Raw genomic sequence first — 26402 nt, 5'->3', positions numbered from 1 at the left:
GGGGTTCGCGGCCGCCGACAAAAAGCCCGTCCGTCGCGGGCGGCCTACGCCTCGACCGCCAGCGACGCCAGCAGCGACTCGAGTTGGACCTGCTCGTTGGCGCCCTCCGAGATCCGGTAGTCGGCCTCGCCGACGCGCTCCATCAGTCGCACCGCCTCGCGCTCCGAGAGGTCGAACTCCCAGACGGAGCGGTGGAGCTGGTCGATCACGTCGCCGCCCGCCATCCCCGTCTCGGTCAGGAGGGTGTCCAGCGTCGCGCGCGCCTTCGAGAAGTCGCCGTTCAGCGCGTCCCGCACCATCGACTCGATCTCCTCGGGCCGGGCGGTCGCGGTGATCGCGTACACCGCCTCCTCGTCGACGACCTCGCCCGTGGTCGCGGCCGCCTGCAGGGAGTTGATCGCCCGGCGCATGTCGCCGTTGGCGGCGTACACGAGGGCGTCGACGCCCTCCTCGGTCACCTCGATACCCTCGTTCGCGGCGATCTCGCGGACCTGCGCGGCGACCGCCTCGTCCGACAGCGGCGAGAAGCGGAAGACGGCACACCGCGACTGGATGGGGTCGATGATCTTCGAGGAGTAGTTACACGAGAGGATGAACCGCGTGTTGTCGGAGAACTGCTCCATCGTCCGGCGGAGCGCCGACTGGGCGTCATCGGTGAGAGAGTCGGCTTCATCAAGGAATATTATCCGGTGGTCGTGTCCCCCGAACGACGACCGCGCGAAGCTCTTGATCCGGTCGCGGACCACGTCGATCCCGCGCTGGTCCGAGGCGTTCAGCTCCAGGAAGTTGCCGCGCCAGTCGTCCTCGCCGTACACCTCGCGGGCGATGGCCGTGGCTGCGGTCGTGTTGTGCATCACGGTCGGGACGCGTCCGGCGACGTAGTTCCGGGTGCCGGGCATCGTCAAGTCGTACACGCGCTCGTCGGCTTCGACGCGCTCTACTGACTCGACGCAGTCGTAGTAGAGGTCGTTGTCCGCGAGGCGGTTCGCCTTATCGACCTGCTCGATGGCGTCGAGCGACAACCGTCGGTTCGCGAGCGAACGGAGACGCTCCGCAACGGAGACGAACCGCGTCAGCGACCGAACCTCGGAGTCGTCGGAGCGGAGGAGGTTCGTGAGGTCGGCGGTCGTCAACTCGAGGTCCTCGACGATCTCGGCATAGCTGACCCCGAGCAGGTCGATGGAATCCCGGAGACCCTCCTTGACACGGTCGAGCCGCGCCCCCTCGACCGGCCGTCCGATCCGGTCGAGGATGGTGAGCGCCCTGTCGGCCCGAGGAGTTCGTCGGCCGTCGCTGTACTCGAGGAGTCTGTCGGCTCGCGCGCCGACGGCTTCCGAGACCTCGTGGCGCGTCTCGATGGGCGCCAGTTCGGCGCGGCCGTCGACCCACGCCGCCGGAACGCTCGCGGTCGCTTCGATCTCCGGCTGGATCTCGTCGAGGCGTTCGAGCGCGCGTTGAGCGTCATCCATCCGCTCCAGCGCGGCGCCGACGGCGCTGTCGAGCGCGGCGCAGTACGCCTCTCGACCCGGCGAATCGGGATCGAGCGACTTCGGGAGATGCTCGGTGACCGGAACGTCGAACCGGTTACAGAGGTCACGGAGGACCGTCTGCGTCGGGATCGTGTCGAAGTTCGGGTTCGACTCCTTGGCGGCGTGGCGCGCCAGTTCGTCGGCCTTGTAGTCGACGGAGAACCCGATCTCCTCGCGGAACCTGCTGAGTGCGCTCGCGCCGGAGAGGTAGAGCACGCGGTACGTGCGTTCCGTTTCGCTCCCGTTGGTCGCGGACTTCGTGAGGTCCTTCTGTCGAGACGGAATGCCGAACGTGGAGAGCAGATACGCCAGCAGGGTCACGTGGTCCTCGTTCTTCTGGGTGAGTTCGACGGTTCCCTGTGCCCCGACGTGTGCCTCGGCGTCGAACATCGCGCGAACGAACGCCGCTCGCGACTCCGCGTCCGCTCGGAGGATGGCGGAGCCGATTCCCCCCTTGCGGCTCGCTCCTGCAAACACGTCGAACACGGACTCCAGATAGTGCGTCAGCGTGCGTGACCCGATCCGAACGAAGGGCACGTCCTGCTGAACGCCGCGCGTCGTCTCCACGTCGAAGCAGTCGTGTGCGGCGTCCTCGAACGCGTCGAGGAGCTTCTCGTCGGTGTTGTAGAACTTGATCCTTCCTCCCTCGATCCGAGCCTCGCTCACAGCCAGTCCCACGAAGCGAGCCACCTCCGGCGTGACCGCCGGCGGCGGCGTGATGCTCCGGGACCTGTGGCCGTGGACGTTCACGTACTCGATCCGGGCCACGTCCTCCGGGTCGATCGGTCGGTCGGCCACCGCGAGTCGGGCGAGCGTGACGGGAGCGTCGACCCCGAAGTCGGCGGCCGCGTCGTCGGTCAGCGTCACCTCCGTCCGCTCCGGATCCATCGCCTCCATCCACGGAAGTTCGGCGGGTCCGTCGGGTGTCGGGACGCGGCGGGGCCGCGCGATCCGCTCCCCGTTGGAGAGGTCACGCGCGGGGATCCAGTCGAACCCCTCGCCATCGACTACTCGGAGCTTATGCTCGGGCGTGACGCGGAAGCTCCCGCCGTCGCGCGTCTCGATCTCGACGAGTTCGTCGGCCTCCTTGCCGAAGACGTGCGAGGGGGACCCGTACTCGACGGAGCCGTCGTCGGCCAGCGTCGCGACCGATAGCTCCGGGTCAGCGTCGGCGAACCCCTCGGTCTCGCCGGCCACGTCCTCGATGCGTTCAAGCCCTGCATCGGTAAGAACCGGCGTATCTCCCGTTACACACTTCCCGACCCCGGCCGGCCCCGCGAAGAGCAGGTGCGGGATGTCCTCCTGGTCGATGTAGCTCTGCAGGCGCTCGACGATCTCCTCCTGTCCGTGGATGTCGTCGAGGGTCTGCGGGCGGTACTTCTCGATCCAGATCTCCCGGCCGGTCGCGGCCGCCGCGTCGTCCTCGTCGCCCTCGGCCTCGCTCATGGTCGGTTGAGGGAACGGTGGGGACATAAACGGTCCGAGACGGCGCCCGCGCGGTCGGGGGTGAGCGCGTCCGCGGGGTCCGTCGCGCGAGGACTGGGCCGGCTCACCAGGGTTCGTTCTTGACGCCGATCTTGAACGCGATCACGTTCGTCGTGATGTGGAGCAGCGGGGTGATCAGCAGGACGGCGGCGATCACGCGCGGCGTGAACGTCGCGAGGAACCACGCGGGGTCGGCGACGAGCGCGCAGGCCATCGCGCCGACGACGAAGTCGAGCTGGTCGAGGCCGGGGAACGCGGCGCCGCGCTCGCGGCCGGAGCGGCGCTTGAGGAACGAGGCGCCGATGTCGCCGAGCATGGCGCCGAACGCGAGCGCGAACCCCGCCGCGAGCGAGAACGTCGGGAGCGCTTCGATACCGGTCGCGGCGACGACGGGGTCGCGGACCGCGTTGAGCGCGAGCGCGAGCAGCGTGCCCGCGAGCGTCCCCACGGCGGTGCCGCGCCACGTCTTGCCGTCGCCGAGCAGGCGGGCGCCGTTCCACGTCCGGCCGGCGTCGATGGGACGACCCCCGCCCGCGAGGACGGCGACGTTGTTCGGCACGTAGGCTGGCAGCATCGCCCAGAAGGCGGTGGCGACGAGGGAGACGACCATACCGGGACCGCACGCCCGGCGGCCGTATATAGCGTGTGGAAGGACGGCTACGGGAGGGTGGAAGCGACGGCCGGCCGCGGGAGGGTGCGGACGCCGCTCCGCCGGCGCGGACGGCAACCCTGATTACGCGCCGGCAAAAATTTCGGACCATGATCCCGCCGATCGCGAGCCGGTTCGTCGCGGGCGAGACGCCGGCGGCCGCGCTCGACCACGCGCGCGAGCGCAACGACGAGGGCGTGAAGGTGATCTTGAACCTGCTCGGGGAACACTACGACGACCCGGAGCCGGCCCGCGAGGACGCGGCCGCCTACCGCCATCTGATCGACGACATCGCCGACACGGAGCTGGACGCCTGCGTCTCGGTGAAGCCCTCCCAGATCGGGCTGGACGTCTCCGCGGACCTGTTCGCGGAGCTGTTCCGGGATGTCGTCGGGTACGCCCACGAGCGCGACGTGTTCGTCTGGTGCGACATGGAGGACGCGGACACGACCGACGCGACGCTGGACGCGTTCGTGGACGTGGCGACGGACAACCCGTGGAGCGTCGGGCAGTGCCTCCAGTCGAACCTCAAGCGCACCCGCGAGGACCTCGAGCGCGTCGTCGAGGTGCCGGGGAAGGTTCGGATCGTGAAGGGGGCCTACGACGAGCCCTCGGAGATCGCCTACACGGAAAAGGCGCGCGTCAACGAGGCGTACCGGGGCGACATCGAGTACCTGTTCAAGCACCGCGACCGCGGCGTCGCGGTGGGGAGCCACGACCCGGAGATGGTCTCGCTGGCGCGGCGGCTCGGCGAGGAGCACGGCACCGACTACGAGATACAGATGCTGATGGGCGTCCGCGACGACGCCCAGCGCGACCTCGCGGCGCAGGGCGTCGAGGTGTGGCAGTACGCGCCCTACGGCGACAAGTGGCTCTCCTACTTCTACCGGCGCGTCCGCGAGCGGAAGGAGAACCTGCTGTTCGCGGCGCGGGCGGTGCTGGGGCGGTGAGGGTCGGCCCGTGCGGTCGGCGACGCGCGCAAGACACGTGTAGAAGCGCTGATAAGGGACCGTCGCGCATACCTACCACGTAGATGTCCACGTGGAAACGCGACTTCGCGAGCGGGCTCATCGTCCTCGTGCCGCTCATCGTCCTCCTGTTGCTGGTGCAGTGGATCTACCGGCACATCGTGGCGCTCCCGTTCATCGGTGAACTGGAGCCGGGGTGGCTCCCAACCGGGGTCGAACCCGTCTATCGCGTCGTCATCGCGATCGTGGTGTTCACGACGCTCGTGCTCGCGGTCGGCTACTTCATGCGGACGACCATGGGCCGCGTCGCGGAGACCAAACTCGACGACACGATCAACCGGCTCCCCGCGCTCCGCGTGGTGTACAACGCCTCCAAACTCGCCGTCGAGACCGCCCTCTCGGGCACCGACGAACTGCAGACGCCGGTCCACCTCGAGACGTGGAACGGCATCCGCATGACGGCGTTCAAAACGGGCAAGAAGACGACCGACGGCAAGCTCGTGCTGTTCATGCCGACCGCGCCGAACATCACCTCCGGCTACGTGATCGAGGTCGAACCGGAGCGCGTCACGGAGACCAACGAGAGCGTCGAGGAGGCGATGACCCGAATTCTCTCGGCCGGGTTCGCGGAGTCGGCCCACCAGATCCCCGTCGAGGAGGAAGGCAGAAACACCGCGGACCGGGACTGACGGGAGGCCGCGGAGCGGGTCGCGACGCTTCCGCTACCGGTCGATGCCGCCCTCGCCGCCGATGACGCGCTCGACCTCCGCGGGCGTGACGACGGCCAGGTCGCCGTCGACCGTCCGCTTGAGCGCGGCGGTCGCAGCAGCGTACTCCAGCGCGTCGGCCACGTCGCCGCCGTCGAGCCGGTGGGCGAGGAACCCGGCCACGAAGGCGTCGCCGGTGCCGATGGCGTCGAACGTGTCGGCCTCGAAGACGCCCTGCTCGCGGACCGACCCGTCCGCCAGCGCGAGCGCGCCCTCCGATCCGCGAGTGACGACGACGGTCTCGAAGCCGAAGTCCGTCGCCAGTCCGTGGGCGATGTCGACCGCGTCGCCCTCGCGGTCGAGCACGCGCCGCGCGTCGCGGACGGGGACGAACAGCGTGTCCACGTCGGGGAACAGGGACTCGTAGGCGTTCCGGGCCTCCTCGGGCGTCCAGAGCTTCGCCCGGTAGTTCAGGTCGAACGACCGCGTCACGTCGTGCTCGCCGGCGGCCTCCAGCAGCGACGCTGTCGTCTCGGCCGCCTCGGCCGAGAGCGCGGGCGTGATCCCCGTAGTGTGGAACCGGTCGGCCGACTCGAAGACGCCGGTCGGCAGTTCCGCGGCGGAGACGTCGGTGATCGCGGCGTCCGCGCGGTCGTAGATCACGTTCGTCCCACGCGGCTCGCCGCCGTGTTCGAGGTAGTAGGTCCCGACGCGGGTCCCCTCGGGGTCGGCCCACGAGACGCCCGTGCGGACGCCGTGGCTGCGGAGTTCGCTCACGATCCGGCGGCCGAGCGGCGAGTCGGGGAGCCGCGAGAGCCACGCGGCGTCCGCGCCGAGGCGCGCCGCGCCGACCGCGACGTTGCTCTCGGCGCCGCCCGCCTGCACGCCGAGCTCGCGGGTCGTCTCCAGCCGCTCACCGCGAGGGGGCGACAGCCGCAGCATCGTCTCGCCGAACGTTACGAGGTCGGTCACGCGTACCACTCCATACCGGGCGCTCGGCTGGGGGCTACATAAGCGGGGGCGATCCGAGCGACCGGTCGGGTCGGCTTGTCGACCCGCCACCCGTTCCGCGATGTCCTCTACTCCGCGCGGCGTCCGGCGTGGCCGGGGTAGTCGCGCTCGAAGCGGTCCTCGATGTCCGCGCGGTCGAACGCGATGACGACCGGGCGGCCGTGCGGGCAGGCGTAGGGGTTCTCGCAGCCGTCCAGCGCCGCGAGCAGGTCGACCACGGAGCCCTCGGTCAGCGAGGTGTTGCCCGTCACGGAGGGGTAGCAGGCGAGGTCCGCCAGCAGTTCGTCGACCACGTCCGCGACCGGTTCGTCGCCGTCGGCGGCGTCGCTCACCAGGGAGCCGAGCACGTCGCGCACGAGGCCGGGGTCCAGCGTCGCGTCGAACACCGCCGGGACCGCCGACACCGCCACGGCGCGCTCGCCGTCCCGTTCCGCCTCGAAGCCGATCTCGGCGAGGTCGTCGGCGAACTCCGCGAACAGCGCCGCCTCGCGGGCGGTAAGCTCCACTCGCACCGGCTCCGCGAGCGCCTGCGCGGCCGCGCCGTCCGCGAACTCGCGCTGGAGCCGTTCGTAGTTGACGCGCTCGTCGGCCGCGTGCTGGTCGATCAGCACCAGCCCGTCCGGCGCCTCCGCGACGACGTAGGTGTCGTGGAGTTGGCCGAGCACGCGCAGCGACGGGAGGCGCTCGTACTCGCGCTCCGCGGTCGCCTCGTCGCCCCCGAGCGTGCGCTGGCTCCCGGCGTCGGTCACGCGCCGCGACGGGGCGCCCCGAGAGCCGGACGAGCCGGCGGTTCCGGCGTCCGATCCGGGGCGAGAATCGCCGCCGACAGAAGGACTCCCCGCCTCGTCGCCGACAGAAGGACGCCCGGGGTCTGCGTCCGCCCCGGTGTCCGCCTCGGCGTTCGTCTCGGCGTCCGTCTCGGCGTTCGCCCCGGTGTCCGTCTCGGCGTTCGTCCCGGTGTCCGTCCCGGCATCCGCGTCCGACTGCCACGCCCGCGGCGAGGGCCTGTCGCGGTCCGTCCGGGTCGCGTTGTGATCCGGGAGTCCGCCGCCGCTCCCGTCGTCCGAGGCCGCGTCCTCCGCGGACCCCGCAGCCTCGGAGCCGTCGCCGAGCCCCTCGACGGTCCACGCGTCGGCATCCTCGGGGTCGAGCTCCGTCGCCGCGTCGGCGGTCTCGGCCCCGTTTCTGTCCGCGGTCGTGTCCGCGTTTCCGTCGGCGACCGCGTCCGCGGTCCCGCCCGCACTTCCGTCCTCTGTTCCGTCCGCATTTCCCTCTCCGGTCGCGTCGCCGCTCCGCTCCCCCACGCCGGCCGCGCGCTCGTGGTCGGTGCCGGCGCCGCCGACCGCCTCCGCGTCGGCGGACTCGGGGGAGACGCGCGCCTCGTCGGGGGCCGAGCGCCCGCGGGGCGCGGTCGAGCGGATCAGGCCGTGGTCCAGCAGGGCGTCCTCGACCGCCTCCTCGACCGCCGCGACGACGGCGGCCTCCTCGTCGAAGCGCACCTCCATCTTCCGCGGGTGGACGTTCACGTCGACCGCGTCGGTCGGCACCTCCACGAAGAGGACCGCGAAGGGATAGCGGTCGGGCGCGAGCTGGCCGCCGTAGGCCGCCACGACCGCGTTTCTGAGCCCCCCGGCGGTGACGTAGCGGTCGTTGACGAACGTCGCGAGGTACTCCCGACCCGCGCGGGTCGTCTCGGGATGGGAGACGAGGCCGTGGACGCGCTCGACGGGGGCGTCGGCCTCGTCCCGCTCTCCCTCGGCGTCGGCTCCCGCTCCGTCCCCCTCCCCCGGCGTCCACTCGACGTCGACCATCGCCTCCGCGACCTCGCGGCCGTAGACCGCGAGGACGGCCGAGCGGAGGTCGCCGTTCCCCTCGGTCGCGAACACCTCGCGGCCGTCGTGCTCCAGCGAGACCGCCACGTCGGGGTTCGCGAGCGCGTACTGCGTGACCACGGTGTTGACGTGGTCGAACTCGGTCGCGGTCGTCTTCAGGAACTTCCGGCGGGCGGGCGTGTTGTAGAAGGGGTCCGCGACCTCGACCGTCGTCCCCGTCGGACAGCCCGCCGGTTTGACCTCGCCCACGTCGCCGCCCTCGACGGTGATCTCCGCGCCCGCGCCGGCCGCGTCCCGGGGGCGCGAGCGGAGGGTAAGTCGGGAGACCGCGCCGACGGTGTACAGCGCCTCGCCGCGGAAGCCGAGGGTGCCGACGCCGGCGTCGAGGTCCGCGGCGCCGTCGATCTTCGAGGTGGCGTGCTCCGCGACCGCGGCCGCCAACTGGTCGCGGGGGATGCCGACGCCGTCGTCGCGCACGCGGATCGACTCCGTGCCGCCCGCCTCGACGGCGACCGAGACGCGGTCCGCGTCCGCGTCGAGGCTGTTCTCGACCAGCTCCTTCACCACCGAGGCGGGGCGCTCCACGACCTCGCCGGCCGCGATGCGCTGGACCGCCCGCTCGTCGAGGTGGCGGATCGTCGGGGTGGGGTCGGCGGTCGCGTCCGCCGCGCCGGCGTCCGCCGTCTCGCCGTCCCGCGTCGGGTCCCCGCCGTCCCCGTCCTCGCCCGTGTCGCTCATTACCCCGTGGTGGGCGCGTGCGGTACTTGAAGCCGTTGTCCGGGGCGGCCTCGCCGGCTCCCGCCGATTTATGTCCTCGCGCGTCCCACCGCCGGACGTGACGGAACTCGCCGACCTGACCGCCGAACTGGTGTCGATCCCCTCCCACGAGGACGAGACCGACGCGGGCGACGCCATCGAGGCGTGGCTCCGCGCGGAGACCGACGCCGCCGTGGAGCGCGACGAGACGGGCAACGTCGTCGCCCGCCGCGGCGCGACCGACGACCCCGACGCCACGACGCTCGCGCTCGTGGGGCACCACGACGTGGTCCCGCCCGCCCCCCGCCAGACGACCGACGACGGGGGGTACGTCGTCGAGGAGCGCGACGGACGGCTCTACGGCCGCGGGACGGCCGACATGAAGGGGGCGGTCGCGGCCTGCATGCTGGCGTTCCGCGACGCCGCGGTGCCCGCCGGCGTCGAACTCGTCGCCGCCTCCTTCGTGGGCGAGGAGGTCGGAGGGACGGGCGCCCGCGCCGCCATCGACGCCGGGTTCGCGCCGGACTACGCGCTCGTCGCAGAGGGGTCGACGAACTACTCGAAGGAGGGCGTGACGGACGTGGTCGTCGCGCACAAGGGCCGGCGGGGGTCGACGGTCCGCGCGACGGGCGCGGCCGCCCACGCCTCCGAACCGGAGTCGGGCGTCAACGCGGTGTACCGCGCCTGCGACGCGGTCGACGTGATCCGCGACATCCAGTTCCCCGAGGCCGAGGTCTTCGGCGAGACCCTATCGGGGTCGGTCGCGGTGACGAAGATGGACGGCGGGGACGCGTGGAACGTGATCCCGGACGCCTGCGAGGTGACCGTCGACGAGCGCACCGTGCCGGGCGAGCGCGCCGACCTCGGGCGCGTGGAGGCCCTGCCGGGCGTCGAGTGGGAGATCGATCAGGACCTCCCGCCGATGGCCTGTGGGGACGACGCCTTCGCCGAGGCGGCGCTCGCGGCCGCGGAGACCGCTCAGGCGGGCGACCCCGAACTCGTGACGAAGCCGCACGCCACCGACGCCGGATGGCTCGCCGAGGCCGGCGTCGAGTGCGTGGTCTGTGGCGCCTCCGAACCGGGCGAGGCCCACACCGAGACCGAGAGCGTCTCGCTGGACGTGCTGGACCGCTGTTACCGGATCTATCGCGAGCTGGCCGAGAACCCCCCGCGGAGCGACTGAGCGCTGCGGTCGCCCGGGTCGGGCGGGGAACCGCGCGCGTTATCAACAGCGATACGCGGACGGACGGGCTTTTCCCTCCCCTCGTGAAACGGGTGCGCGAGCGACGGCGACGCCGGGTCGTCTCGGTCGGTGGCAGATTATTTCTCTATTTCTACTAATAGATTATCGCCGACACCTGAGTAGGCATACATAATCATTTCCTTTCAAACCAGTATTTCTGAAAGCATGGAAGCCATCAGCGCTTACCTGTCCGACAACCCGAAGATGACCGGCGTCCTGTTCATGACCCTGCTCCTGCTTTCGCAGGCCGCCCCGGCCGCGGCCAACGTCGGGTCCTCAATGCCCGGTCCGTAACTCCGTTGGCCTACAAAGGCAGTAGTTCGTCGCTCCACTGCAGTTCCCCGTCAGCGAACACCGGAAAAACCTCCAACTCCAGCAGTCGTTCGACCTGATCAGCGGTCAGTTCGCGGACCGTGACCTTGCCGGGAACGAGACAGTGCTGTTCGAGTGCGTCCGTCGTCAGGGTGAATAGCGTTCCCGCCCCGAACCCGCCGATCGGATACGTTCTGACTCCGAGGTCGTACGTTCCCCCCGTCTCCGCGAGTTCGAAGACCGCTGCCGCACCGCTCCGGCTCTGACACAGCGTCACGTCCCCGTCGCCGAGCACGCTGTACTGGTGGCCGGTGATGAGGGCGCGCTGGGCGACGTGGAGCGCGGTGCGGAGGTTGAAGCCGCCGTTCATCAGCCGGGCGACGATCCGGCCGAGCTCGGTCGCCGGCGCGTTTGCCACGTCGGTCAGCGTCGCGATCCCGCCGCGGCTCCCGCCCTCGATGAGCGCCTGGCCCTGTCTGTAGGACTGACACGCGTTCAGGAGGAAGGAGTCGACGCCGATCTCCAGGCGGGCGTCCGTGAGGTCCAGGAACCCGTTCGCACACTGCATCCCGCGGTCGTCGACGTGGCCGATGTAGTGGAGGAAGTCCACGTCGGACGCGAGCAGTTCCCGCATCTCCGCCCGAGTCAGGTCGTGGATCACCTCGATATCGAACTGCAGCATGTCGCGGAGCCCGTACAGGTTCGCCACCTCCCCCTCCTCGCGCATGCGGTCGTCGTTGCAGACGACGCTCACCGAGATCGACCCCCGTTCCGGCGTGCCGCGGCCGATACGTCGTCGGTACGCCTCGATGGTCGCCTTGTTCGCGCCGATCGGGATCCCCTCACCGACCCAGGCGTGCTCGACGGTGTCGACCGGGTCGGGCTGGACGAACTGCCCGTCGTCCACGGTGAACCCCGTCCCCCGATCCGCGGCGCCCCGAACGACCGGCGCGTCCGTCGGGGACCGGAGGAACTCGGAGACGTGACTCGACTCCGGGTCGGCGTCCGACGGGTCGGCCTCCGGACAGCGGATCAGCGACAGGTCGTCCGCGAGGTACGGCAGGACCGAGACGTTCTCCGCGGCCGGACGCACGTCCGTGGTGAGCGACCACTGCGGGAGGAGCGGCTCCAGGTCCTCGAACGGCACGTCGAGATACGCGTCCAGCCGCTCGGAAAGCGGCAGGTCGTACAGCCTCGCGTACTCCAGGTCGAGAACGTCGTCCAGCCGGTCCAACTCGTACAGCTCGACCGGATAGAACCCCTCGGTCCGGACGAGACAGTCGAGATAGAAGGTCCGCCGCAGCACGCGGGAACACCGCGCCTCGAAGTCGGGGGCCAGCGAGTGGCTCCATCCGTCGCCTCGGAGCTCGGGCGTCGACCCCGGCACGACCGTGGCGTCGAGGTAGTGCGCGAGCGAGGCGCTCGCGAAGACGTAGCGATACTCGGGCGGCACGACGATCTCCACTCCGGAATCGGTCTCCTCGACCGCGTCCGGGACCGAAAAGGCGTCGCCGACCTCGATCAGCGGCGGGTGCCCCCGCAGGGTCGGAAAGGACCGCTCCGGGCTCGTCGTGGCGAGCGACGATCCCAGAAGCGAGACGGCCCGCATCATCGACTCCGGGTCGGACGGCGTGGTGATGGTCCCCGCTGGCTGGTCGTTGAGCGAGCGAAATCCCGCTGAGACGGCCGTCTCACCGTCGAACGCGATCCGGGAGCGTTCGTCGCCGGAGACGACCGTGAGCCCGGATCGGACGTGCAGGTACGTCTTCGTCGGCGTCGGCGACACTTGCACGAAGTACTCGCCCGCGGGCACTTCGACGTCGGTCCCCTCCGCGACCACCGCTCCCGTGGCGTCCCGAACGACCACGTTCGCGACGCGGGGCACCGCGATCGTCGACGCCGAAAACCGAACCGCGGCGTCGACCGGGAAGTAGTGGTTCTCCCCGTCGGTGGGAACGGGATCGACGGGCCGGTCGGTGTAGAGTTCGAACTGCGCGTTCTCGATGTGGTCCGTGACGCGCAGCCCCTCGCTCTCGACGAGCGGGTCGATGTCGATGCTCATTGGGTGACCTCGACGGCGGAGCGTCCACGACCGCAGCCCCACGCCGTCTGTGGATCGGTTGGCTCGCTATTCGCCAATTGCCCGCATAAAGGTTGTGTCGTCCGCGAGGTCACCGGGTCGGACCGAACCGATAAAGAGTCGCCCACTCCTCCGTCCGCTAATGACCACGCTGGGAACGGCGAGCGCGGCCCCTGGGGAGACGGACACGGGGCGGCTGGAGGTGGGCGAGACGCGGGACGGGAGTCCGGTTCGGCTCCCGGTCGCAGTGATAAACGGCGCCGCCGACGGGAAGACGCTGTACGTACAGGCGGTCAGCGACGGCGACGAGCTGAACGGGCTCGGCGTCGTCAACCGGGTCGTCCCGCGGATCGACCCCGCCGAACTGTCCGGGACGGTGCTCGTCGTCGGGATCGTCAACTACCACGCGTTCCAGGTGGCCGAACACCGCAACCCCATCGACGACACGAAGATGAACCGGGCGTATCCCGGCGACGAGAGCGGCACCACCTCCGAGCGCATCGCGGCCGCCACCTTCGAGGCGGCGACGCGCGCGGACCTCATCCTCGACCTCCATCAGGGCTCCACCAGCCGGATGATCGACGAGGTCCGGGTGCGGTGTGGCCCCCGACATCGCCTCCACGGCGACTGCCTCCGGCTCGCGAAGGTGTTCGGCTGCGGCTACGTCCTCGATCAGAAGGGCCCCGACGGCCAGCTCGCCCGCGCCGGCCCGGACGAGGGCGTCCCGACGATCGACCCCGAGCTCGGCGGCTGCGTGGGCTGGGACGAGGAGTCGATCCGAAAGGGCGTCGAAGGGACGTTCAACGTCCTCCGCTACTACGGGTTCCTCGACGGCGACGTCGAGGTGGAGACGCAGACCCGCTCCCGCGGCTTCGACCAGTACGCCTCCCCCGCCGGCGGGCTCGTGCGGTTCAAACGCGAGATCGGCGCGGAGGTGTCCCGCGGCGATGCCCTCTTCGAGGTGACCGACGTCTTCGGCACGGTGAAGGCGAACGTCACCGCGGACAGCGACGGGATCTTCTGGCGGTCGCGCCGGCTCCCGCAGGTGGCCTCCGGCGAGTACGTCTGTTCGGTCGCCGTCGACGTGGACAGCTACTGATGGCCCGCGACGGAGCTCCCACGGCCGGCCCCACCGCGCTCCGGTGTCCCGACTGCGGGGCGACCCATCGCGACCGCTGGCGCTGCACCTGCGGCTCCCCGCTGCGGTTCGCCGAGCGGCCGCGCCCGGAGCCGCCGGCGCCGGACCCGGAAGCGTTCGACGCCCGCGAAGGGCTCTGGAGCTTCGCCGACTTCCTCCCGGTCGGCGACGACCCGGCCGACCGCGTCACGCTCGGCGAGGGCGCGACGCCGCTCGTGGACGCGCCCGACTGGAACGCCTCGTTCAAACTGGAGTACGTCTTCCCGACCGGCTCGTTCAAGGACCGCGGCGCGACGACGACGCTCACCCGCGCCCGCGAGCTGGGCGTCGAGCGCGTCGTGGAGGACTCCTCGGGCAACGCGGGCGCCGCGGTCGCGACCTACGCCGCCCGCGCGGGGATCGACGCCGAGATCTACGTCCCGGCGGACGTGAAGGAGTCGAAGCTGACGGCCATCCGGCGCGCCGGCGCGGAGCCGGTCCGGGTCCCGGGGAGCCGAGAGGACGTGACCGACGCGTGTCTGGAGCGCGTCCGCGAGGGCGACGCGTGGTACGCCAGCCACGCGTGGAACCCGGCGTTCCTCGCGGGAACGGCCACCTTCGCGTACGAGGTTGCCCACCGGCGCGACTGGACCGTCCCGGACGCCGTGGTGACGCCGCTCGGACACGGCACCCTGTTCCTCGGCGCCTACCTCGGTTTCCGGGCGATGAAGGCCGCGGGGTGGACCGACCGCGTCCCCCGGCTGCTCGGCGCGCAAGCGGCGGGCGTCGCGCCGGTCGTCCGCGCGCTCCACGGGCCGGACGCCGCGGACCCCGCGGACTCGGTCAACGACGCCGCCGACGGCATCCAGATCGCGGAGCCGGTCCAGATCGACCGGATCCGCGAGGCCATCGCGGCGACCGACGGCGACGCGGTTGCCGTGACCCAGACCGACGCCGAGCGCGAGCTCGACCGGCTCCACGCGGACGGCTTCTACGTCGAGCCGACCTGCGCCGTCGCGCCCGCCGCCCTCCGCACGTTCCGCGAGCGCGGCGTGATCGGCCCCGACGAGGACGTGGTGGTTCCGCTCACCGGGAGCGGACTGAAGACGTAGCCGGCGCTCGCGCGCTGCGGGAGTTCTGAAAACAGAACGGTAGCGGCGCAGCCGACGCGTCCGGTGCGTCCGTCAGGCCGCGGGGTCCCAGCCGCAGACCCCGCAGGTCGCGGCCGACTCGTCGTGAAGCGCCCCGCAGTCCGGACACTGCTTCTTGTTATACGATCGCTCCCAGCGTACGATCTCCGTCTCGTGACCGTTGTCCGCGAGGAACTCGTCGAACAGCTCGTCGTCGTTCGTGCTGGGTGCAGACGACATACACGGCATGGTATGACGTACCACTATATATGTCTTTCCGCCGGATCGACGGGTCGCGAACGACGGTCGTTCCGACCCGTTTATGCCGCCCGCGGCCGCCTACGCGAGTGATGCCCGACGACGCACCCGACGACCTCATCGCGGCGTTGCGCGCGGCCGACGCCGTGCAGTACGGCGAGTTCGAGCTCTCCCACGGGGGCACGAGCGACTACTACGTCGACAAGTACCTCTTCGAGACGGACCCGCACTGTCTGGACCTCATCGCGGCGGCGTTCGCGAGCCGACTCCGCGACACGGACGCGACGCTCGCTGGCGTCGCGCTCGGGGCCGTCCCGCTGGTGGCGGTGACCGCGGTCGAACTCGACCGCCCCTACGTCATCGCGCGCAAGCAGGCGAAGGAGTACGGCACCGGCAACCGGATCGAGGGGACGCTCGCGGCGGGCGAGGAGGTCGTCGTGCTGGAGGACATCGCGACGACCGGCCAGTCGGCGGTCGACGCCGTCGAAGCCCTCCGGGAAGCCGGCGCCGTCGTGAACCGCGTGCTGGTCGTGGTCGACCGCGAGGAGGGCGCCCGCGAACTGCTCGCCGAGCACGACGTGGAACTGGACGCGCTGGTCACCGCCTCGCAACTGCTCGACGACCGGGAGTGACTCCATGGCCGCAACCGTCGTCCACGTCGACAGCCTCGCTATCGCCGTTTCCCTGCAGATCGGCGGCGAGACGGTCGCCATCGCCGCCATCGGCACCGCCGCTGCGCTGGCGCTGGTCTACTTCGGGGTGAAGTTCGCGGCCGGCGCCCGCGAGTACCTGCAGGTGCGGCGACGCGACGCGGCCGACGCCGATGAGGAGGCCGGCGGACAGGAACCCGTCGCCGATGAGGACGCCGGTAGCGGGCAGAAGACCGCGGCCGATGAGGAGGCCGGCGACGAACCGGAGTCCGCGGCCGACGGCCGCGAACCCGGCGACTCCCGGTAGGCGGCGACATCCTTTTGTGACGAGACGGGAGTCGTTGGAACATGGCCGTGCCCTCCGTGCTCCAGTTCGGCGTCCCGGGCGGTCCGGAACTGCTGATCGTCTTCCTGCTGTTCGTGCTCGCGTTCCCGGCCGCCTCGCTGGCGCTCGGCGTCGGGGTCGGCTGGTGGCTCCGCGGGCGCCGCGGCGGGAACGACCCCGAGACGGAAACCGAACCGACCGGCGGCGCAGTGACCGACGACGCAGCGACCGCGACGGACGCCCCGACCGAGGCCGACGACGCAGCGACCGCGACGGACGCCCCGACCGAGGCCGACGACGCCCCGACCGGCGACGGTTCGGACGCGGACGACCGAAGCGAGTTCTGAGTCCGCCGGCGGTTCCCCGCCCCATCCGCCGCGATCAGGCCGGCTCCGCGGTCGAGGCGATCCGCGACTCCACCACGGCGAACGTCAGCGTGCTCAACACGCCGAGCAGCGTCCCCGCGGTGAGCGCGAGCGCGAGGTCGCCGAGCGTGAGGCTCGTCACGCCGGGGACCCCGGCAGGGAGGAAGAACCCGGAGAGGGCGTACAGCACCACGGCGATGGCGACGACGTAAAAGGGTGCGTTGAGGTAGCGCCAGCGGAACCGGTCCGCGAGGTACTCGTCGGTCACCTGGCCCAGGCTGGAGGTGATCCCCGCCGCGGCGCCCCACTGAACGAACCCGTGGACGAAGGCGGCGGCCGCGGCGCCGACCGGGACGGTCCCCCCGCCGGCGACCGCGCGGACCCGATCGACCGTCTCGACCGCCTGCACGCCGCCGATGATCAGCAGCGCGAGCGCGACGACGTAGGTGATGAGCGTCACTCGGCCGGCGTACAGCACGTTCCGGACGCGGTCGGCGACGGTGTCCACGCTGGCCTCCAGCCCGAGTCCGCGGAACAGCGAGTAGAGCCCCAACAGCGCGGAGATGAGTCCGAGCACCGCAGCGCCGGCCACGTTGAACAGGTTCGCCACGACCACGAGCGGGTAGATCAGGAGCAGGATGCCCAGCGGCACGAGGACGGTGCCGCGGGTTTCGGGGTCCGCGAGCACCTGCTTCATCGTGTAGTACATCGACTCGAGGTTCTGCGCCTGCCGGACGACGACGCGCCGGACCCCGTCGATCGGCATCCGCGAGCGGATCACGGGGAGGACGGACTCGTCCTGCGCGCCGTCGGTGATGACGACCGCGCGCACCTCCTCGCCGGTCGCCAGCTCCGCGAGCACGCGGTCGACCTCGTTGCCCACCTTGCGGTTGGCCTGCACGTCGGAGCCGTCGACGCCGGTGACGGCCGCGACCTCCACCTCCTCGCCGGTCTCGGCGGCCAACTCGTCGTGGACGTTGACGCCCTGAAAGAGCACGTTCACGTCGGAGTCCTCCGGGTCGGCGGTCGCGAGCGCGACCGCGGCCTCGGTGACCTCGTCCGCGCCGATCACCGGGGTGGGGATCCCGGTCTTGCGGCCGAGGTCGTCGTCGAGGTCGACACAGAGGACCAACAGCATCGAGACGGGCTACGCGGTCGCTCGGCATATGCTTTCGGCCACGGCGACGGGAGACGGACAGGGACTGCCCCGGCGGGCCGCGTTCAGGCCTCGGGGTGCTCGATCCCGTTCAGCAGCGCCCGCACGGCGTCCCCGTCGCCGACGGCCTCCGGATAGGCACCGATCCCGACCACGAAGTCGCCGCCGACCGCGACGGGGTCCGCGACGTGGAGCACGAGGTCGACGGTCACCCCGCTCTCGGCCAGGTCCGCGCGGGCGTCGTACTGGACGACCCGCGACTGGCTCCCGGCGACGGTCGTCTCGTACTCCGAGCGCCGCTCGAGGCCCTGCACGCCGTCGTACCGGCTCTGGACCATCTCGGCGAGGTCCTCGCTGGACATGTCGCCGACGGGGTTGAACGTCCGGCCGAGCACCTCGATCTGGGGGGTCGAGAACGCGACGAAGACGGCCGCCTGGAAGCGCTCCCCGAGGATCTCCACCGCGCGGTCGTACTCCGCGAAGTGGCTCGTCACCTCGACCTCGCGAGTCTGGTCGGCCACCTCGAACGACTCCGTGCGCACGTCCTCGCTCACGTCGACGAGTTCGTACCCCGTCTCCGAGAGGGTCGCGTCCGCGACCGTCGCCGCCTCCGCGTCGAACTCCGCCGGCCCGGAACCGGTTATCAGGTCCGTATCGATGCCCGCACAGCCCGCCAGCCCGACGGCCGCCGCGGCGCCCCCGGCGGCGAGCAGACGGCGGCGCGTGGTGTCTGTCCCGGCGTCCGCGCGGTCGGTCGCCTCGCGTGCCTCGCGTTCCATGGCCGTCCGGAGGCGCTCGCGAGGCACAAACCTTCCGTCAGACACGGCGTCGCACGCGAACGCGGCGCACACGGGGCGGACGCTCCGGACGCTTTTTGAGTCCTCGGCCGGTAGGAGGGAACGAATGATCTCGAAGGGCTGTGAACAGTGCGCCAAGGGCGGGAAGATGGTCCTGTTCGTCTACGGCTACTGCGACCAGCGGGACTGCTTCTACTGCCCCCTCGGCGAGAACCGGAAGAACGTCACGGACGTCTACGCCAACGAGCGGAAGGTGGAGTCGGACGAGGACGTGCTCGCGGAGGCCGAACGCATGAGCGCGCTCGGGACCTCCATCACCGGCGGCGAGCCGCAGGAGGCCCTCGAGAAGACGTGCCACTACCTGGAACTGCTGAAGGAGGAGTACGGCGAGGACCACCACACCCACCTCTACACGGGGATCACCGGCGGCCGCGAGAACATGCGCCGGCTCTCGGAGGCGGGCCTCGACGAGATCCGCTTCCACCCGCCGCTGGAGCTGTGGGGCGACATGCACGGCACCGAGTGGGAGGAGATCCTCCACATCGCCCGCGAGGAGGGACTCACGCCCGCGTTCGAGATCCCGGGCATCCGCGCCGAGCCGGAGTTCCTGGAGTTCCTCGACGAGGGCGCCGCCGAGTTCTGCAACATCAACGAGTTCGAGATGTCCGACGGCAACTACCGCCGGATGCAGGAGGAGGGCTTCGAGCTCCAGGAGGGCCACATGTCCGCGGTCGAGGGGTCGAAGGACGACGCCATCCTCGAGGAGATGGCCTCCCACGAGAAGGTGTACTTCTGTACCTCCGTCTTCAAGGACGCCGCCCAGCACCGCAACCGGCTGAAGCGCATGGCGAAGAACCTCCGGCGCGAGTTCGACGAGGTGACCGACGACGGCACGCTCGTCTACGGGAAGACGTACGCGCCGGCCGAGCGCTTCGAGGAACTCGGCGTCCCCGAGGAGTTCTACACGGTCAAGTCGAACCACGTCGAGGTGGCGTGGTGGCTCTTAGAGGAGATGGTCGAGGACGGCGACCTCGACGAGGGCGAAATCATCGAGCAGTACCCGACCGTCGACGGCACGGTCGTCGAGCGGACGCCGGTCGCGTAGCCCGGCCGTTTTCTGCGCCCGGCCGTTTTCTGCGCCCGGCCGCGGCGCAAGCGCACGCGTTTCGACCGCTTACTTTTCGACCGCCTACTTTTCGACCGCCTACTTTTCGACCGGATCGGACCCCGGCTCCGCCTCGTCGGCGTCGCTCCGGAACCGAGCGGGCAACAGCCCGGCCAGCAGCCCGCGGGCGATCCGCGCGGGGTCGAAGAAGAACTGCGGCAGCACCACCATCGCCACGGCGACGACGACCATCGCCGCGCCCAGCGCGGTCTCCCCCTCGAGCAGCCGCATCAGGCCGTAGTTGCCGACCGGGAGCGCGAACGCCATCGTCGCCGCCAGCCCGATCATGTCCAGCAGGCCGAACTTCATCGGGCCACCGTAGCCGGGCGACTCCTAAAAGGGTCGCGGCGGCGGGCCGGAGGGCGGAGACGGTCCTCGCGGAGGCGGTCGCTCGCGGAGGCGGCCGCGGTTCCGTCTCCCGTCCCGCCACCGTTCCATATCTGCACACGACAACGGTTTTGTGGCGGCCGCCGAACCCTCGGACATGTTCACCGGCATCGTCGAGACGACGGGCGAGATCGTGGGGCGGGAGGCGACCGACGACGGCGTTCGGCTGGCTGTCGCCGCGCCCGGTCTCGACGACCTCCACCACGGCCAGTCGATCAGCGTCTCCGGCGTCTGTCTGACGGTCGAGGCGTTCGGCGCGGATGTCGACGGTTCGGACACCGCGACCGACGACCGCGACCGCTTCGAGGTGTTCCTCGCGGCCGAGACGGTCGCGAAGACCTACCTCGGCGACCTCCGCGCGGGCGACCGCGTCAACGTCGAGCGCGCGATGCCTGCCGACGGCCGGTTCGACGGCCACCTCGTGCAGGGGCACGTCGACGCGGTCGCGACCGTCGAGGCGGTCGAGTCGGTCGGCGAGGACTGGCGACTCACGGTCTCGATCCCGGAGGGGCTCGGGCAGTACCTGGTCCAGAAGGGGTCGGTGACGCTCGACGGCATCTCGCTGACCGTGGCGGAGCGGCGCGCGGACGCCGTCGAGGTGGCGATCATCCCCACGACCTACGAGGTGACGACGCTCTCCGAGAAGGAGGCGGGCGACCCCCTGCACCTGGAGGTCGACGTGATCGCGAAGTACGTCGAGAACATGGTCGAGGGATACGCGGCCGACTGATCCGAGGGGAACGCGGCCTTAGACGCCCGTCGAGTAGCGCAGGATGCCCGCGATGCCGCCGAAGGCGTCGAGCAGCTGTTCGCCCTTCTCGAAGTCCGTCGAGATGAACGTCGTCTCGGTGCCGCGCTGGTCCGCGATGTTCATCAGGTGCTCGATGACGTCCTCGCGCTCCTGCACCTCGGCGTCCTCGCGGCACTCCGAACACTCGTGGTCCGGCGTGGAGTGGCGGGCGTCGACCACCTCGTACTCCTCGTGACCGTTGGGACACTCGTAGATCACCACGTCGGAGCGGAGGTCCTCGGAGATCAGGAGGGTGTCGACCGAGCCCATGATCAGGTTCCGACGGGTCTGCTCGAAGCCGTAGGTGGCCTCCTCGCCCGTGTGGAGGTTCTCGAAGAACGTCTCCATCAGGCGCTTGTCCTGCATGATCTCCTGGTCGGCCAGCGCCTCCTGCCCCGCGTCGACCAGGTCCTTCAGCCCGGACTCGTCGGTGTAGGCCACGTCGAACTTGCCGATGACCTTGTCCTGCAGTTCGTGGTGGAGGTAGTCGCCGTCGAGGAACTCGTCTTTCGTCGGCGAGGGACCGCCCACGAGGATGCCGTCGAGCTCGTGGCGCTCGGCGACGAACAGGTCGTTTGCCATCCCCGCGACCTCCTGGTAGAAGTTGTCGATGGCCTCCAGCCGCAGGCGGGCGAACCGCTGGGCGGACTGACCGCCCTTCCGCTGCTTGCCGGGGACCAGCGAGGAGGCGGACTTGACGGGTTCGATGCGCTTGCCCTTCAGCCAGCCGACGTTGGCCTCGCGGCGGTCGAGCACGATGAGCCCGAACAGCCCCTGGTCGGTGAGCATGTGCTCTAACGGCTCGGTCAGGAAGTGCGAGTCGCAGTGGTAGCGGAACGACTCGATGGGCTGGGGCGGCGACTCCAGGGTCTTGGTCACCATCTCCGTCTGCCCGCCGCCGGCGTCGATGGCGCCGGAGAAGATGACCATCCCGTTGTCCGGCGGGAAGGTGTCGTAGTAGCGGAGCCGGTCTTTGATCGACGTGAGCGCGTCCTGGACGTTGGTCCGCGTCTGCTTGGACTTGATGTTGGCCGCCTCGCTGTGCTCCTGGGTGACGTGAGCGACGACGTCGGAGACCTGCTTGTCCTCGGGGATGTAGATGCTGACGAGCTGGGTCCCGGAGCCCTCGTACTCCGTGAGCTCCTCGATGACCTTGCGGAACTCGTACTTCCGCCGGTCTTCGTTCGCCTGCTCTGCTTGCTCGCTCATTACCGGTAACTCGCCGCGCTGGGGGTAAGTATGCTTTGACCCGCCTGCTTGCCCGCGTCGTGGCGTGTGACGGGTTCTCCGGCCCCGCGGCATCGGCGCCCGCTCGCCGCTCGCCCCGCCGGTTCGGCCACAGCGTTCACGTCGATCCGCATGGTAGCGAAGCGCATGGATCACGAGGCGGCCCGCGAGTCGCTCGCGGAACGAGTCGCGACCGGGAGGGACCTCGACGAGCGCGTCGTCGACGCGATAGCGACCGTCCCGCGCCACGAGTTCGTCCCCGAGCGCGACCGCGACCGCGCCTACACCGACCGCCCCGTGCCGATCGGTCACGGACAGACCGCCAGCGCGCCGAGCGTCGTCGCCCTGATGACCGACCTGCTCGACCTCTCGCCCGACGACCGCGTGCTGGAGATCGGCACCGGCTGCGGCTACCACGCCGCCGTCATCGCCGCTGTCCTCGGCGACGACGGCGCGGTGTACAGCGTCGAGGTGGTCGAGGAACTCGCGGCCGACGCCCGCGACCGGCTCGACCGCCTCGGCTACGACGTGCACGTCAGACACGGCGACGGTCACGAGGGGTGGCCCGAACACGCCCCCTACGACGCCGCCTCGCTCACCTGTGCACCGGAGACGATCCCCGACGCCGTCATCGACCAGACCGCCGTCGGGGGACGGGTCGTCGCCCCGGTCGGCGGCCGCGGCGCCCAGCGTCTCGTCGTCGCGGCCGTCACCGAGGAGGGGGTCGACCGCGAGCGCCACGGCGGCGTACGGTTCGTTCCGATGGTCGAGGAGTGATGCCGGTGCGTCCGTCGTGACCGGCGCCGCCGTGGCGACCCCAGTTTCCGAAACGGTCGCTGCGACCGACGACGACGGTGGGCGGGGCTTTTGCCCCCGCGTCCCCACCGTCCGCTCATGCCGACACGCGACGACGCCGGCCTCCCGACGGAGGCGCTGTTCCTGCTGTGGGCCGCCCGCGAGACCGGCGCCCTCGACGCGCTCGCCGAGTCCGCGGGGACCCCGGCCGCGCTGGCGGCGGAGACGGACCTCACCGGTGACGCCGCGGAGACCGTCGTCCGTTCGCTCGCGGAGTTGGGCTTCCTCGAACGCGTCGGCGGGGAGTACGAGCCGACGAACCGCATGCTCGGATTTCTCGCCAAGCGCGACCCGCACTCGACCGGCCGCGTCCCCCACGCACTCGACCGGATCGACGCGCTGACCGCGCTCCCCGCGGTGCTGACCGGCGACGACGAGTCGCGGTCGGGCGAGCACCGGACCGCGAACCGCCTCGGTGCCGCGGCCGCGGCGGACGAAGCGAGCGTTCGCGCCCGCGTGACCGCCGCCCTCCGGGAGGTCCCGAACGCGGAGACCGTGCTCGCGGTCGACCTCCCCGACCCCGAGGCCGGCGTTGCCCCGGGGCCGGGCGTCGCCGCCGACGCCCGGGAGTTCGCCGCCCGCGATCGGGCGGTCACCTACCTCGCGGACGCCGCCGCGGTCGACGCGACGGGGCCGATGCTGTCGGCCGCGGGCGTGGAGCCGGTTTCGGGCGTGGAACCGGTCGCGGAGACGGTCGCCGATGCGGCCGAGCGCTATGACCTCGTGTACGCGGTCGACCGATTCGGAGCCGTTTCTTCCGACGCGGCGAGGGCCTTCGTCGCGGACGCGGCCGACCTGATCGGTCCCGGCGGTGCGGTCGTCCTCCTCGAACGCATCCGCGACCGACTCTCGCCCGAGGACGCGGTCATCGCGGACGTGCGCGCACTGGCGAGCAGGGTCGGAAGCGGGGCCGGTTCGGGGGGTGAGGCCGCCGGCGCCCACGCGAGCGACGACTACCGCGCGTGGGGCGAGTCCGCCGGGCTGACGACGGAACTCGTCGCCGTCCCCGGGTCCGACCGCACCGCGGTCGTCTATCGGCGCCCCGAGCGCACGGTTCAAGAGGACTGAGTCCCGAGGGCGAGTATGGACGAGGCGGCGCTCCGGGTCGACATGATCGAGCGACTCGAGCACGACATCGGCGAGTCGCTCGGCGAGCGCGTCCTGAGCGCGCTCGGCGCGGTTCCCCGCGAGACGTTCGTCTCCTCGTCGCCGTACGGCGCCGACGCCTCCCAGGAGGAGGGGACGCGCGCGCTGGCCCCCGCGACGGTCGCCCGGATGTTGACCGCCCTCGACGCGCGGCAGGGCGACGAGACGCTGATCGTCGGCGCCGGGGTGGGATACACCGCGGCCGCGCTGGCGGAGATCGTCGGCGCCCGACACGTCCACGCGGTCGACGTGGACCGCGACGCCGTCCACCTCGCGCGCTCGAACCTCGCGGACGCCGGCTACGACGCCGTGCTGGTGGATCGCCGGAACGGCGTCGAGGGGCTCCCCGAGTACGCGCCCTTCGACCGAGTGCTCCTGGAGGCCGCCGTCGTCCGCCCCCCGCGGGCGCTGATCGACCAGCTCTCCGCCGACGGGCGGATCGTCTACCCGAAGGGGACCGGCGTGCAGACCGTCGTCGCGGCGGAACCGACCGTCGCCGACCGCGAGGAGCGGGGCCCGGACGACTTCGCGGTCGTCGAGGAGGCCGGCCCCGCTCGGCTCCGCGCGATGCTCGCGGAGGGCGAACGCGGCGGAGTCGAGCGCAACCGAACCCGTCGCGAAGACGCCGAGCGCGCCGAGCAGGGGCACTTCGCCCGCGCCGGCTGGGAGCAGGACTGGATCGACTGGGACCGGCAGGGTTAGTCCTCGACCACCAGCACCGCGGTGTTCTCTCGGTCGTCCGCGTAGTCGCTTCCGGCGGGCGGTTTGATCGTGATCCGAAGCGTCCCGTCCGGCTGGTTCGGACCGAGCGAAGGGTCGACGGAGAGCGTCGCCACTCCATTCGCGTCCGTCGTCGCGGTCGCCACCCCGTCGAGCCGCGCGCTCCCGGCTCGGAGGATCACGGTCGCGTCCGCGACGCGGGAACCGTCGGGGTCGACGACCGTCACCTCGAGGTCCTGCTCCCCCGGCGTCGTCACCTCCGGTTCCGGCTGAGCGTCCAGTTCGGTCACGGCCAACCCCTGGATCCCGCTCACCATCGAGAGCATGACGCTCAGGCTGGCGACGCCGACGACGAGCGCGATGACCAGTCTGACGGGAAGTCCCTCAATGGCGCGCTCGTCGCGGCGGAGCTCACAGAAGGGGTGACAGACGCAGATACCCCGCTCGCAGGCGCCGCGGTCGTGGCGGGTGCGGCCGATGGCGGACTCCTCGGCGGCGTCGTTCTCGCTCGGCGGAGACGGATCGTCGGCGCGCTCGTCGTCGCCGGAGGACGTGTCGGGCATGGCCCCGAATCGCCCCGGTCTCCCATTTGAACCCTCGCGCCGACCCTTATGAACGATGCCGCGTGAATCCACCGCGATGCACGTGCTCGGACGCGACGCGCCGGCGGACGCGGGACCGGTCGCCGAGGTCGGGCGGTTCCTCGCACGGGACGGGAGCGAGGGTGCGCGGGTCGGGTTCGATATCGACCGCCCGCACGCGGGCGTGGTGGTCGGCAAACGCGGAACGGGGAAGTCCTACACGCTGGGTGTGCTCGTGGAGGAGCTCGCGGCCGCCGACGGCGTCGCGCCGGTCGTCGTGGACCCGATGGGCGTCTTCGACGGGCTTAGCGACGCCGGCGGCCGCGTCGTCGAACCGCGCGTGCGTCCCGACGCGCTCCCGCCGTCCGCCTGGCCGGAGCTGCTCGGGCTCGACCCGGAGTCCCCGGCCGGGAGCCTGCTCTGGCGAAGCGTCGCCGAGGCCGACGAAGGGGAAGGGGACGCGACCGCGCTCGCGGACGTCCGGGACCAGCTCGGGGCGGCCGATGCGCCCGCGAGCGCGCGTCGCGCGGCCGATAACGCGCTTCGACTGGCCGAGTCGTGGGGCGTGTTCGCGGCGGACGCGCCGCACCCGGCCGCGTTCGCCGACGGCGCCCCCGCCGTGCTCGACTGCACGGGGCTCCCGACGGCCGCACGCGGGGCAGTGGTCCGGGCAGTCGCCCGCGGCCTCTACGAGGCCCGCGTCTCCGACGCCGGCGGGGGCTGTCGGCGGCTTCCGTGGCTGCTCGTCGACGAGGCGCACGCGCTGTTCGGCGGCGTCGCCGACCCCGCCCTGCGGACGCTTCTGACCCGAGGGCGAGCGCCCGGCGTCTCGCTGGTCTGCGCCACGCAGCGGCCGGACGCGCTCCCCGACGTCGCCGTCTCACAGGCCGACCTGCTGGTCGCGCATCGACTGACCGACGAACGTGACGTGGCGGCGCTGCGGGCGGCACAGCCCTCGTACCTCGGCGCGGACCTCGCGGCCGCGCTCCCGACGGGCACCGGCGACGCGCTGGTCGTCGACGACGCGACGGAGGTGAGCCACACGATCCGAATCCGCGAGCGTGAGACGCCACACGGCGGCGGAAGTCCGCGGGCGAGCGCGGTCGGGGACAGTCCCCAGGGCGAATCCCGCCACCACACCGGACCAGAAAAGTAGGCGAC

The 26402-nt window shown here is 71.2% G+C and carries 26 protein-coding genes; 15 read left to right on the top strand and 11 right to left on the bottom strand.

Annotated features, from left to right (window positions below):
* Positions 1 to 44: 44 nt before the first annotated feature.
* Complete coding sequence (locus ACZ432_RS09480) at positions 45 to 2975, bottom strand: replication factor C small subunit (protein ID WP_426962537.1); 2931 nt, start codon at positions 2973 to 2975, stop codon at positions 45 to 47.
* 103 nt (positions 2976 to 3078) lie between these two features.
* Positions 3079 to 3624: a CDP-2,3-bis-(O-geranylgeranyl)-sn-glycerol synthase gene (locus ACZ432_RS09475; protein WP_426962538.1), complete on the bottom strand. Its 546-nt coding sequence runs from the start codon at positions 3622 to 3624 to the stop codon at positions 3079 to 3081.
* Positions 3625 to 3773: 149 nt separating this feature from the next.
* On the opposite strand from ACZ432_RS09475, the gene ACZ432_RS09470 reads away from it, so the two are divergent.
* Both ACZ432_RS09470 and ACZ432_RS09465 read left to right on the top strand, forming a co-directional pair.
* A complete protein-coding gene (locus ACZ432_RS09470; protein WP_426962539.1) occupies positions 3774 to 4613 on the top strand; it encodes a proline dehydrogenase family protein in 840 nt (279 codons plus the stop codon).
* A gap of 83 nt (positions 4614 to 4696) precedes the next feature.
* Positions 4697 to 5320, top strand: coding sequence for a DUF502 domain-containing protein (locus tag ACZ432_RS09465; RefSeq protein ID WP_426962540.1), 624 nt, complete (start codon positions 4697 to 4699; stop codon positions 5318 to 5320).
* A 33-nt stretch (positions 5321 to 5353) separates the two neighbouring features.
* Here the strand turns inward: ACZ432_RS09465 and kdgK1 are convergent, their stop codons facing one another.
* Both kdgK1 and mutL read right to left on the bottom strand, forming a co-directional pair.
* Positions 5354 to 6319, bottom strand: coding sequence for a bifunctional 2-dehydro-3-deoxygluconokinase/2-dehydro-3-deoxygalactonokinase (gene kdgK1 / locus ACZ432_RS09460; RefSeq protein ID WP_426962541.1), 966 nt, complete (start codon positions 6317 to 6319; stop codon positions 5354 to 5356).
* Positions 6320 to 6417: 98 nt separating this feature from the next.
* Positions 6418 to 8919, bottom strand: a complete 2502-nt coding sequence (gene mutL / locus ACZ432_RS09455; RefSeq protein ID WP_426962542.1) for a DNA mismatch repair endonuclease MutL — start codon at positions 8917 to 8919, stop codon at positions 6418 to 6420.
* 97 nt (positions 8920 to 9016) lie between these two features.
* Between mutL and ACZ432_RS09450 the strand changes: the two genes are divergently transcribed.
* The gene (locus tag ACZ432_RS09450; RefSeq protein ID WP_426962543.1) at positions 9017 to 10120 is read left to right on the top strand and encodes a M20 family metallopeptidase; all 1104 of its coding nucleotides are present in this window, start codon (positions 9017 to 9019) and stop codon (positions 10118 to 10120) included.
* Positions 10121 to 10345: 225 nt separating this feature from the next.
* Positions 10346 to 10474, top strand: a complete 129-nt coding sequence (locus ACZ432_RS09445; protein WP_426962544.1) for a DUF7503 family protein — start codon at positions 10346 to 10348, stop codon at positions 10472 to 10474.
* Positions 10475 to 10484: 10 nt separating this feature from the next.
* Here ACZ432_RS09445 and ACZ432_RS09440 read toward each other — a convergent pair whose 3' ends face one another.
* Positions 10485 to 12554 (bottom strand): CHAT domain-containing protein, encoded by a 2070-nt coding sequence (locus ACZ432_RS09440; protein ID WP_426962545.1) that lies wholly within the window; start codon positions 12552 to 12554, stop codon positions 10485 to 10487.
* Positions 12555 to 12714: 160 nt separating this feature from the next.
* Between ACZ432_RS09440 and ACZ432_RS09435 the strand changes: the two genes are divergently transcribed.
* Both ACZ432_RS09435 and ACZ432_RS09430 read left to right on the top strand, forming a co-directional pair.
* Entirely contained in the window at positions 12715 to 13671 is a 957-nt protein-coding gene (locus ACZ432_RS09435; protein ID WP_426962546.1) for a succinylglutamate desuccinylase/aspartoacylase family protein, read from the top strand.
* Positions 13671 to 14801, top strand: coding sequence for a threonine synthase (locus ACZ432_RS09430; protein ID WP_426962547.1), 1131 nt, complete (start codon positions 13671 to 13673; stop codon positions 14799 to 14801). Before ACZ432_RS09435 ends, ACZ432_RS09430 begins: the two co-directional genes overlap by 1 nt.
* 72 nt (positions 14802 to 14873) lie before the next feature.
* Here the strand turns inward: ACZ432_RS09430 and ACZ432_RS09425 are convergent, their stop codons facing one another.
* Complete coding sequence (locus ACZ432_RS09425; RefSeq protein ID WP_058367100.1) at positions 14874 to 15059, bottom strand: HVO_0416 family zinc finger protein; 186 nt, start codon at positions 15057 to 15059, stop codon at positions 14874 to 14876.
* 110 nt (positions 15060 to 15169) lie between these two features.
* Between ACZ432_RS09425 and pyrE the strand changes: the two genes are divergently transcribed.
* The 3 genes from pyrE to ACZ432_RS09410 are packed head-to-tail and all read left to right on the top strand — an operon-like array spanning position 15170 to position 16399.
* Positions 15170 to 15709: an orotate phosphoribosyltransferase gene (pyrE, locus tag ACZ432_RS09420; protein ID WP_426962548.1), complete on the top strand. Its 540-nt coding sequence runs from the start codon at positions 15170 to 15172 to the stop codon at positions 15707 to 15709.
* Positions 15710 to 15713: 4 nt separating this feature from the next.
* Complete coding sequence (locus ACZ432_RS09415) at positions 15714 to 16034, top strand: hypothetical protein (protein WP_426962549.1); 321 nt, start codon at positions 15714 to 15716, stop codon at positions 16032 to 16034.
* Between the two features lie 41 nt (positions 16035 to 16075).
* Positions 16076 to 16399 (top strand): hypothetical protein, encoded by a 324-nt coding sequence (locus ACZ432_RS09410; RefSeq protein WP_426962550.1) that lies wholly within the window; start codon positions 16076 to 16078, stop codon positions 16397 to 16399.
* 34 nt (positions 16400 to 16433) lie between these two features.
* On the opposite strand, the gene ACZ432_RS09405 is transcribed toward ACZ432_RS09410, so the two are convergent.
* Positions 16434 to 17555, bottom strand: a complete 1122-nt coding sequence (locus ACZ432_RS09405; protein ID WP_426962551.1) for a DUF373 family protein — start codon at positions 17553 to 17555, stop codon at positions 16434 to 16436.
* 83 nt (positions 17556 to 17638) lie between these two features.
* The gene (locus ACZ432_RS09400) at positions 17639 to 18352 is read right to left on the bottom strand and encodes a DUF6517 family protein (protein ID WP_426962552.1); all 714 of its coding nucleotides are present in this window, start codon (positions 18350 to 18352) and stop codon (positions 17639 to 17641) included.
* A 124-nt stretch (positions 18353 to 18476) separates the two neighbouring features.
* On the opposite strand from ACZ432_RS09400, the gene ACZ432_RS09395 reads away from it, so the two are divergent.
* Positions 18477 to 19475, top strand: a complete 999-nt coding sequence (locus ACZ432_RS09395; RefSeq protein WP_426962553.1) for a radical SAM protein — start codon at positions 18477 to 18479, stop codon at positions 19473 to 19475.
* Between the two features lie 99 nt (positions 19476 to 19574).
* On the opposite strand, the gene ACZ432_RS09390 is transcribed toward ACZ432_RS09395, so the two are convergent.
* Positions 19575 to 19844, bottom strand: coding sequence for a DUF7533 family protein (locus tag ACZ432_RS09390; protein WP_426962554.1), 270 nt, complete (start codon positions 19842 to 19844; stop codon positions 19575 to 19577).
* 175 nt (positions 19845 to 20019) lie between these two features.
* Between ACZ432_RS09390 and ACZ432_RS09385 the strand changes: the two genes are divergently transcribed.
* Complete coding sequence (locus ACZ432_RS09385) at positions 20020 to 20652, top strand: riboflavin synthase (protein WP_426962555.1); 633 nt, start codon at positions 20020 to 20022, stop codon at positions 20650 to 20652.
* An 18-nt stretch (positions 20653 to 20670) separates the two neighbouring features.
* On the opposite strand, the gene prf1 is transcribed toward ACZ432_RS09385, so the two are convergent.
* Positions 20671 to 21921 carry a peptide chain release factor aRF-1 gene (prf1, locus tag ACZ432_RS09380; protein WP_426962556.1) on the bottom strand — a complete coding sequence of 417 codons (1251 nt, stop codon included), beginning with the start codon at positions 21919 to 21921 and terminating at the stop codon, positions 20671 to 20673.
* Positions 21922 to 22086: 165 nt separating this feature from the next.
* Between prf1 and ACZ432_RS09375 the strand changes: the two genes are divergently transcribed.
* From ACZ432_RS09375 to ACZ432_RS09365, 3 genes are all read left to right on the top strand, one after another.
* Positions 22087 to 22716, top strand: a complete 630-nt coding sequence (locus ACZ432_RS09375) for a protein-L-isoaspartate(D-aspartate) O-methyltransferase (protein ID WP_426962557.1) — start codon at positions 22087 to 22089, stop codon at positions 22714 to 22716.
* Positions 22717 to 22833: 117 nt separating this feature from the next.
* Complete coding sequence (locus ACZ432_RS09370) at positions 22834 to 23862, top strand: class I SAM-dependent methyltransferase (RefSeq protein WP_426962558.1); 1029 nt, start codon at positions 22834 to 22836, stop codon at positions 23860 to 23862.
* A gap of 15 nt (positions 23863 to 23877) precedes the next feature.
* Entirely contained in the window at positions 23878 to 24642 is a 765-nt protein-coding gene (locus tag ACZ432_RS09365; protein ID WP_426962559.1) for a protein-L-isoaspartate O-methyltransferase family protein, read from the top strand.
* Here the strand turns inward: ACZ432_RS09365 and ACZ432_RS09360 are convergent.
* Positions 24639 to 25097, bottom strand: coding sequence for a DUF7382 domain-containing protein (locus ACZ432_RS09360; protein ID WP_426962785.1), 459 nt, complete (start codon positions 25095 to 25097; stop codon positions 24639 to 24641). The two genes, ACZ432_RS09365 and ACZ432_RS09360, sit on opposite strands and share 4 nt — an antisense overlap.
* A gap of 202 nt (positions 25098 to 25299) precedes the next feature.
* Here ACZ432_RS09360 and ACZ432_RS09355 point away from each other — a divergent pair, with 202 nt between their 5' ends.
* Positions 25300 to 26397, top strand: coding sequence for an ATP-binding protein (locus ACZ432_RS09355; protein WP_426962560.1), 1098 nt, complete (start codon positions 25300 to 25302; stop codon positions 26395 to 26397).
* The last annotated feature ends 5 nt before the right edge of the window (positions 26398 to 26402 follow it).

The organism is Haloparvum alkalitolerans (genome assembly GCF_055381565.1).
Note: the sequence above shows the minus strand (reverse complement) of the source record. Positions and strands in the feature narration are given on the sequence as shown.

Excerpts from the sequence above, each read along its gene's own strand:
- ACZ432_RS09480 (WP_426962537.1), bottom strand. The coding sequence starts at position 2,975 with ATGAGCGAGGCCGAGGGCGACGAGGACGACGCGGCGGCCGCGACCGGC.
- ACZ432_RS09475 (WP_426962538.1), bottom strand. The coding sequence starts at position 3,624 with ATGGTCGTCTCCCTCGTCGCCACCGCCTTCTGGGCGATGCTGCCAGCC.
- ACZ432_RS09470 (WP_426962539.1), top strand. The coding sequence starts at position 3,774 with ATGATCCCGCCGATCGCGAGCCGGTTCGTCGCGGGCGAGACGCCGGCG.
- ACZ432_RS09465 (WP_426962540.1), top strand. The coding sequence starts at position 4,697 with ATGTCCACGTGGAAACGCGACTTCGCGAGCGGGCTCATCGTCCTCGTG.
- mutL (WP_426962542.1), bottom strand. The coding sequence starts at position 8,919 with ATGAGCGACACGGGCGAGGACGGGGACGGCGGGGACCCGACGCGGGAC.
- ACZ432_RS09445 (WP_426962544.1), top strand. The coding sequence starts at position 10,346 with ATGGAAGCCATCAGCGCTTACCTGTCCGACAACCCGAAGATGACCGGC.
- ACZ432_RS09440 (WP_426962545.1), bottom strand. The coding sequence starts at position 12,554 with ATGAGCATCGACATCGACCCGCTCGTCGAGAGCGAGGGGCTGCGCGTC.
- ACZ432_RS09435 (WP_426962546.1), top strand. The coding sequence starts at position 12,715 with ATGACCACGCTGGGAACGGCGAGCGCGGCCCCTGGGGAGACGGACACG.
- ACZ432_RS09430 (WP_426962547.1), top strand. The coding sequence starts at position 13,671 with ATGGCCCGCGACGGAGCTCCCACGGCCGGCCCCACCGCGCTCCGGTGT.
- ACZ432_RS09425 (WP_058367100.1), bottom strand. The coding sequence starts at position 15,059 with ATGTCGTCTGCACCCAGCACGAACGACGACGAGCTGTTCGACGAGTTC.
- pyrE (WP_426962548.1), top strand. The coding sequence starts at position 15,170 with ATGCCCGACGACGCACCCGACGACCTCATCGCGGCGTTGCGCGCGGCC.
- ACZ432_RS09415 (WP_426962549.1), top strand. The coding sequence starts at position 15,714 with ATGGCCGCAACCGTCGTCCACGTCGACAGCCTCGCTATCGCCGTTTCC.
- ACZ432_RS09410 (WP_426962550.1), top strand. The coding sequence starts at position 16,076 with ATGGCCGTGCCCTCCGTGCTCCAGTTCGGCGTCCCGGGCGGTCCGGAA.
- ACZ432_RS09405 (WP_426962551.1), bottom strand. The coding sequence starts at position 17,555 with ATGCTGTTGGTCCTCTGTGTCGACCTCGACGACGACCTCGGCCGCAAG.
- ACZ432_RS09400 (WP_426962552.1), bottom strand. The coding sequence starts at position 18,352 with ATGGAACGCGAGGCACGCGAGGCGACCGACCGCGCGGACGCCGGGACA.
- ACZ432_RS09395 (WP_426962553.1), top strand. The coding sequence starts at position 18,477 with ATGATCTCGAAGGGCTGTGAACAGTGCGCCAAGGGCGGGAAGATGGTC.
- ACZ432_RS09390 (WP_426962554.1), bottom strand. The coding sequence starts at position 19,844 with ATGAAGTTCGGCCTGCTGGACATGATCGGGCTGGCGGCGACGATGGCG.
- ACZ432_RS09385 (WP_426962555.1), top strand. The coding sequence starts at position 20,020 with ATGTTCACCGGCATCGTCGAGACGACGGGCGAGATCGTGGGGCGGGAG.
- prf1 (WP_426962556.1), bottom strand. The coding sequence starts at position 21,921 with ATGAGCGAGCAAGCAGAGCAGGCGAACGAAGACCGGCGGAAGTACGAG.
- ACZ432_RS09375 (WP_426962557.1), top strand. The coding sequence starts at position 22,087 with ATGGATCACGAGGCGGCCCGCGAGTCGCTCGCGGAACGAGTCGCGACC.
- ACZ432_RS09370 (WP_426962558.1), top strand. The coding sequence starts at position 22,834 with ATGCCGACACGCGACGACGCCGGCCTCCCGACGGAGGCGCTGTTCCTG.
- ACZ432_RS09365 (WP_426962559.1), top strand. The coding sequence starts at position 23,878 with ATGGACGAGGCGGCGCTCCGGGTCGACATGATCGAGCGACTCGAGCAC.
- ACZ432_RS09355 (WP_426962560.1), top strand. The coding sequence starts at position 25,300 with ATGCACGTGCTCGGACGCGACGCGCCGGCGGACGCGGGACCGGTCGCC.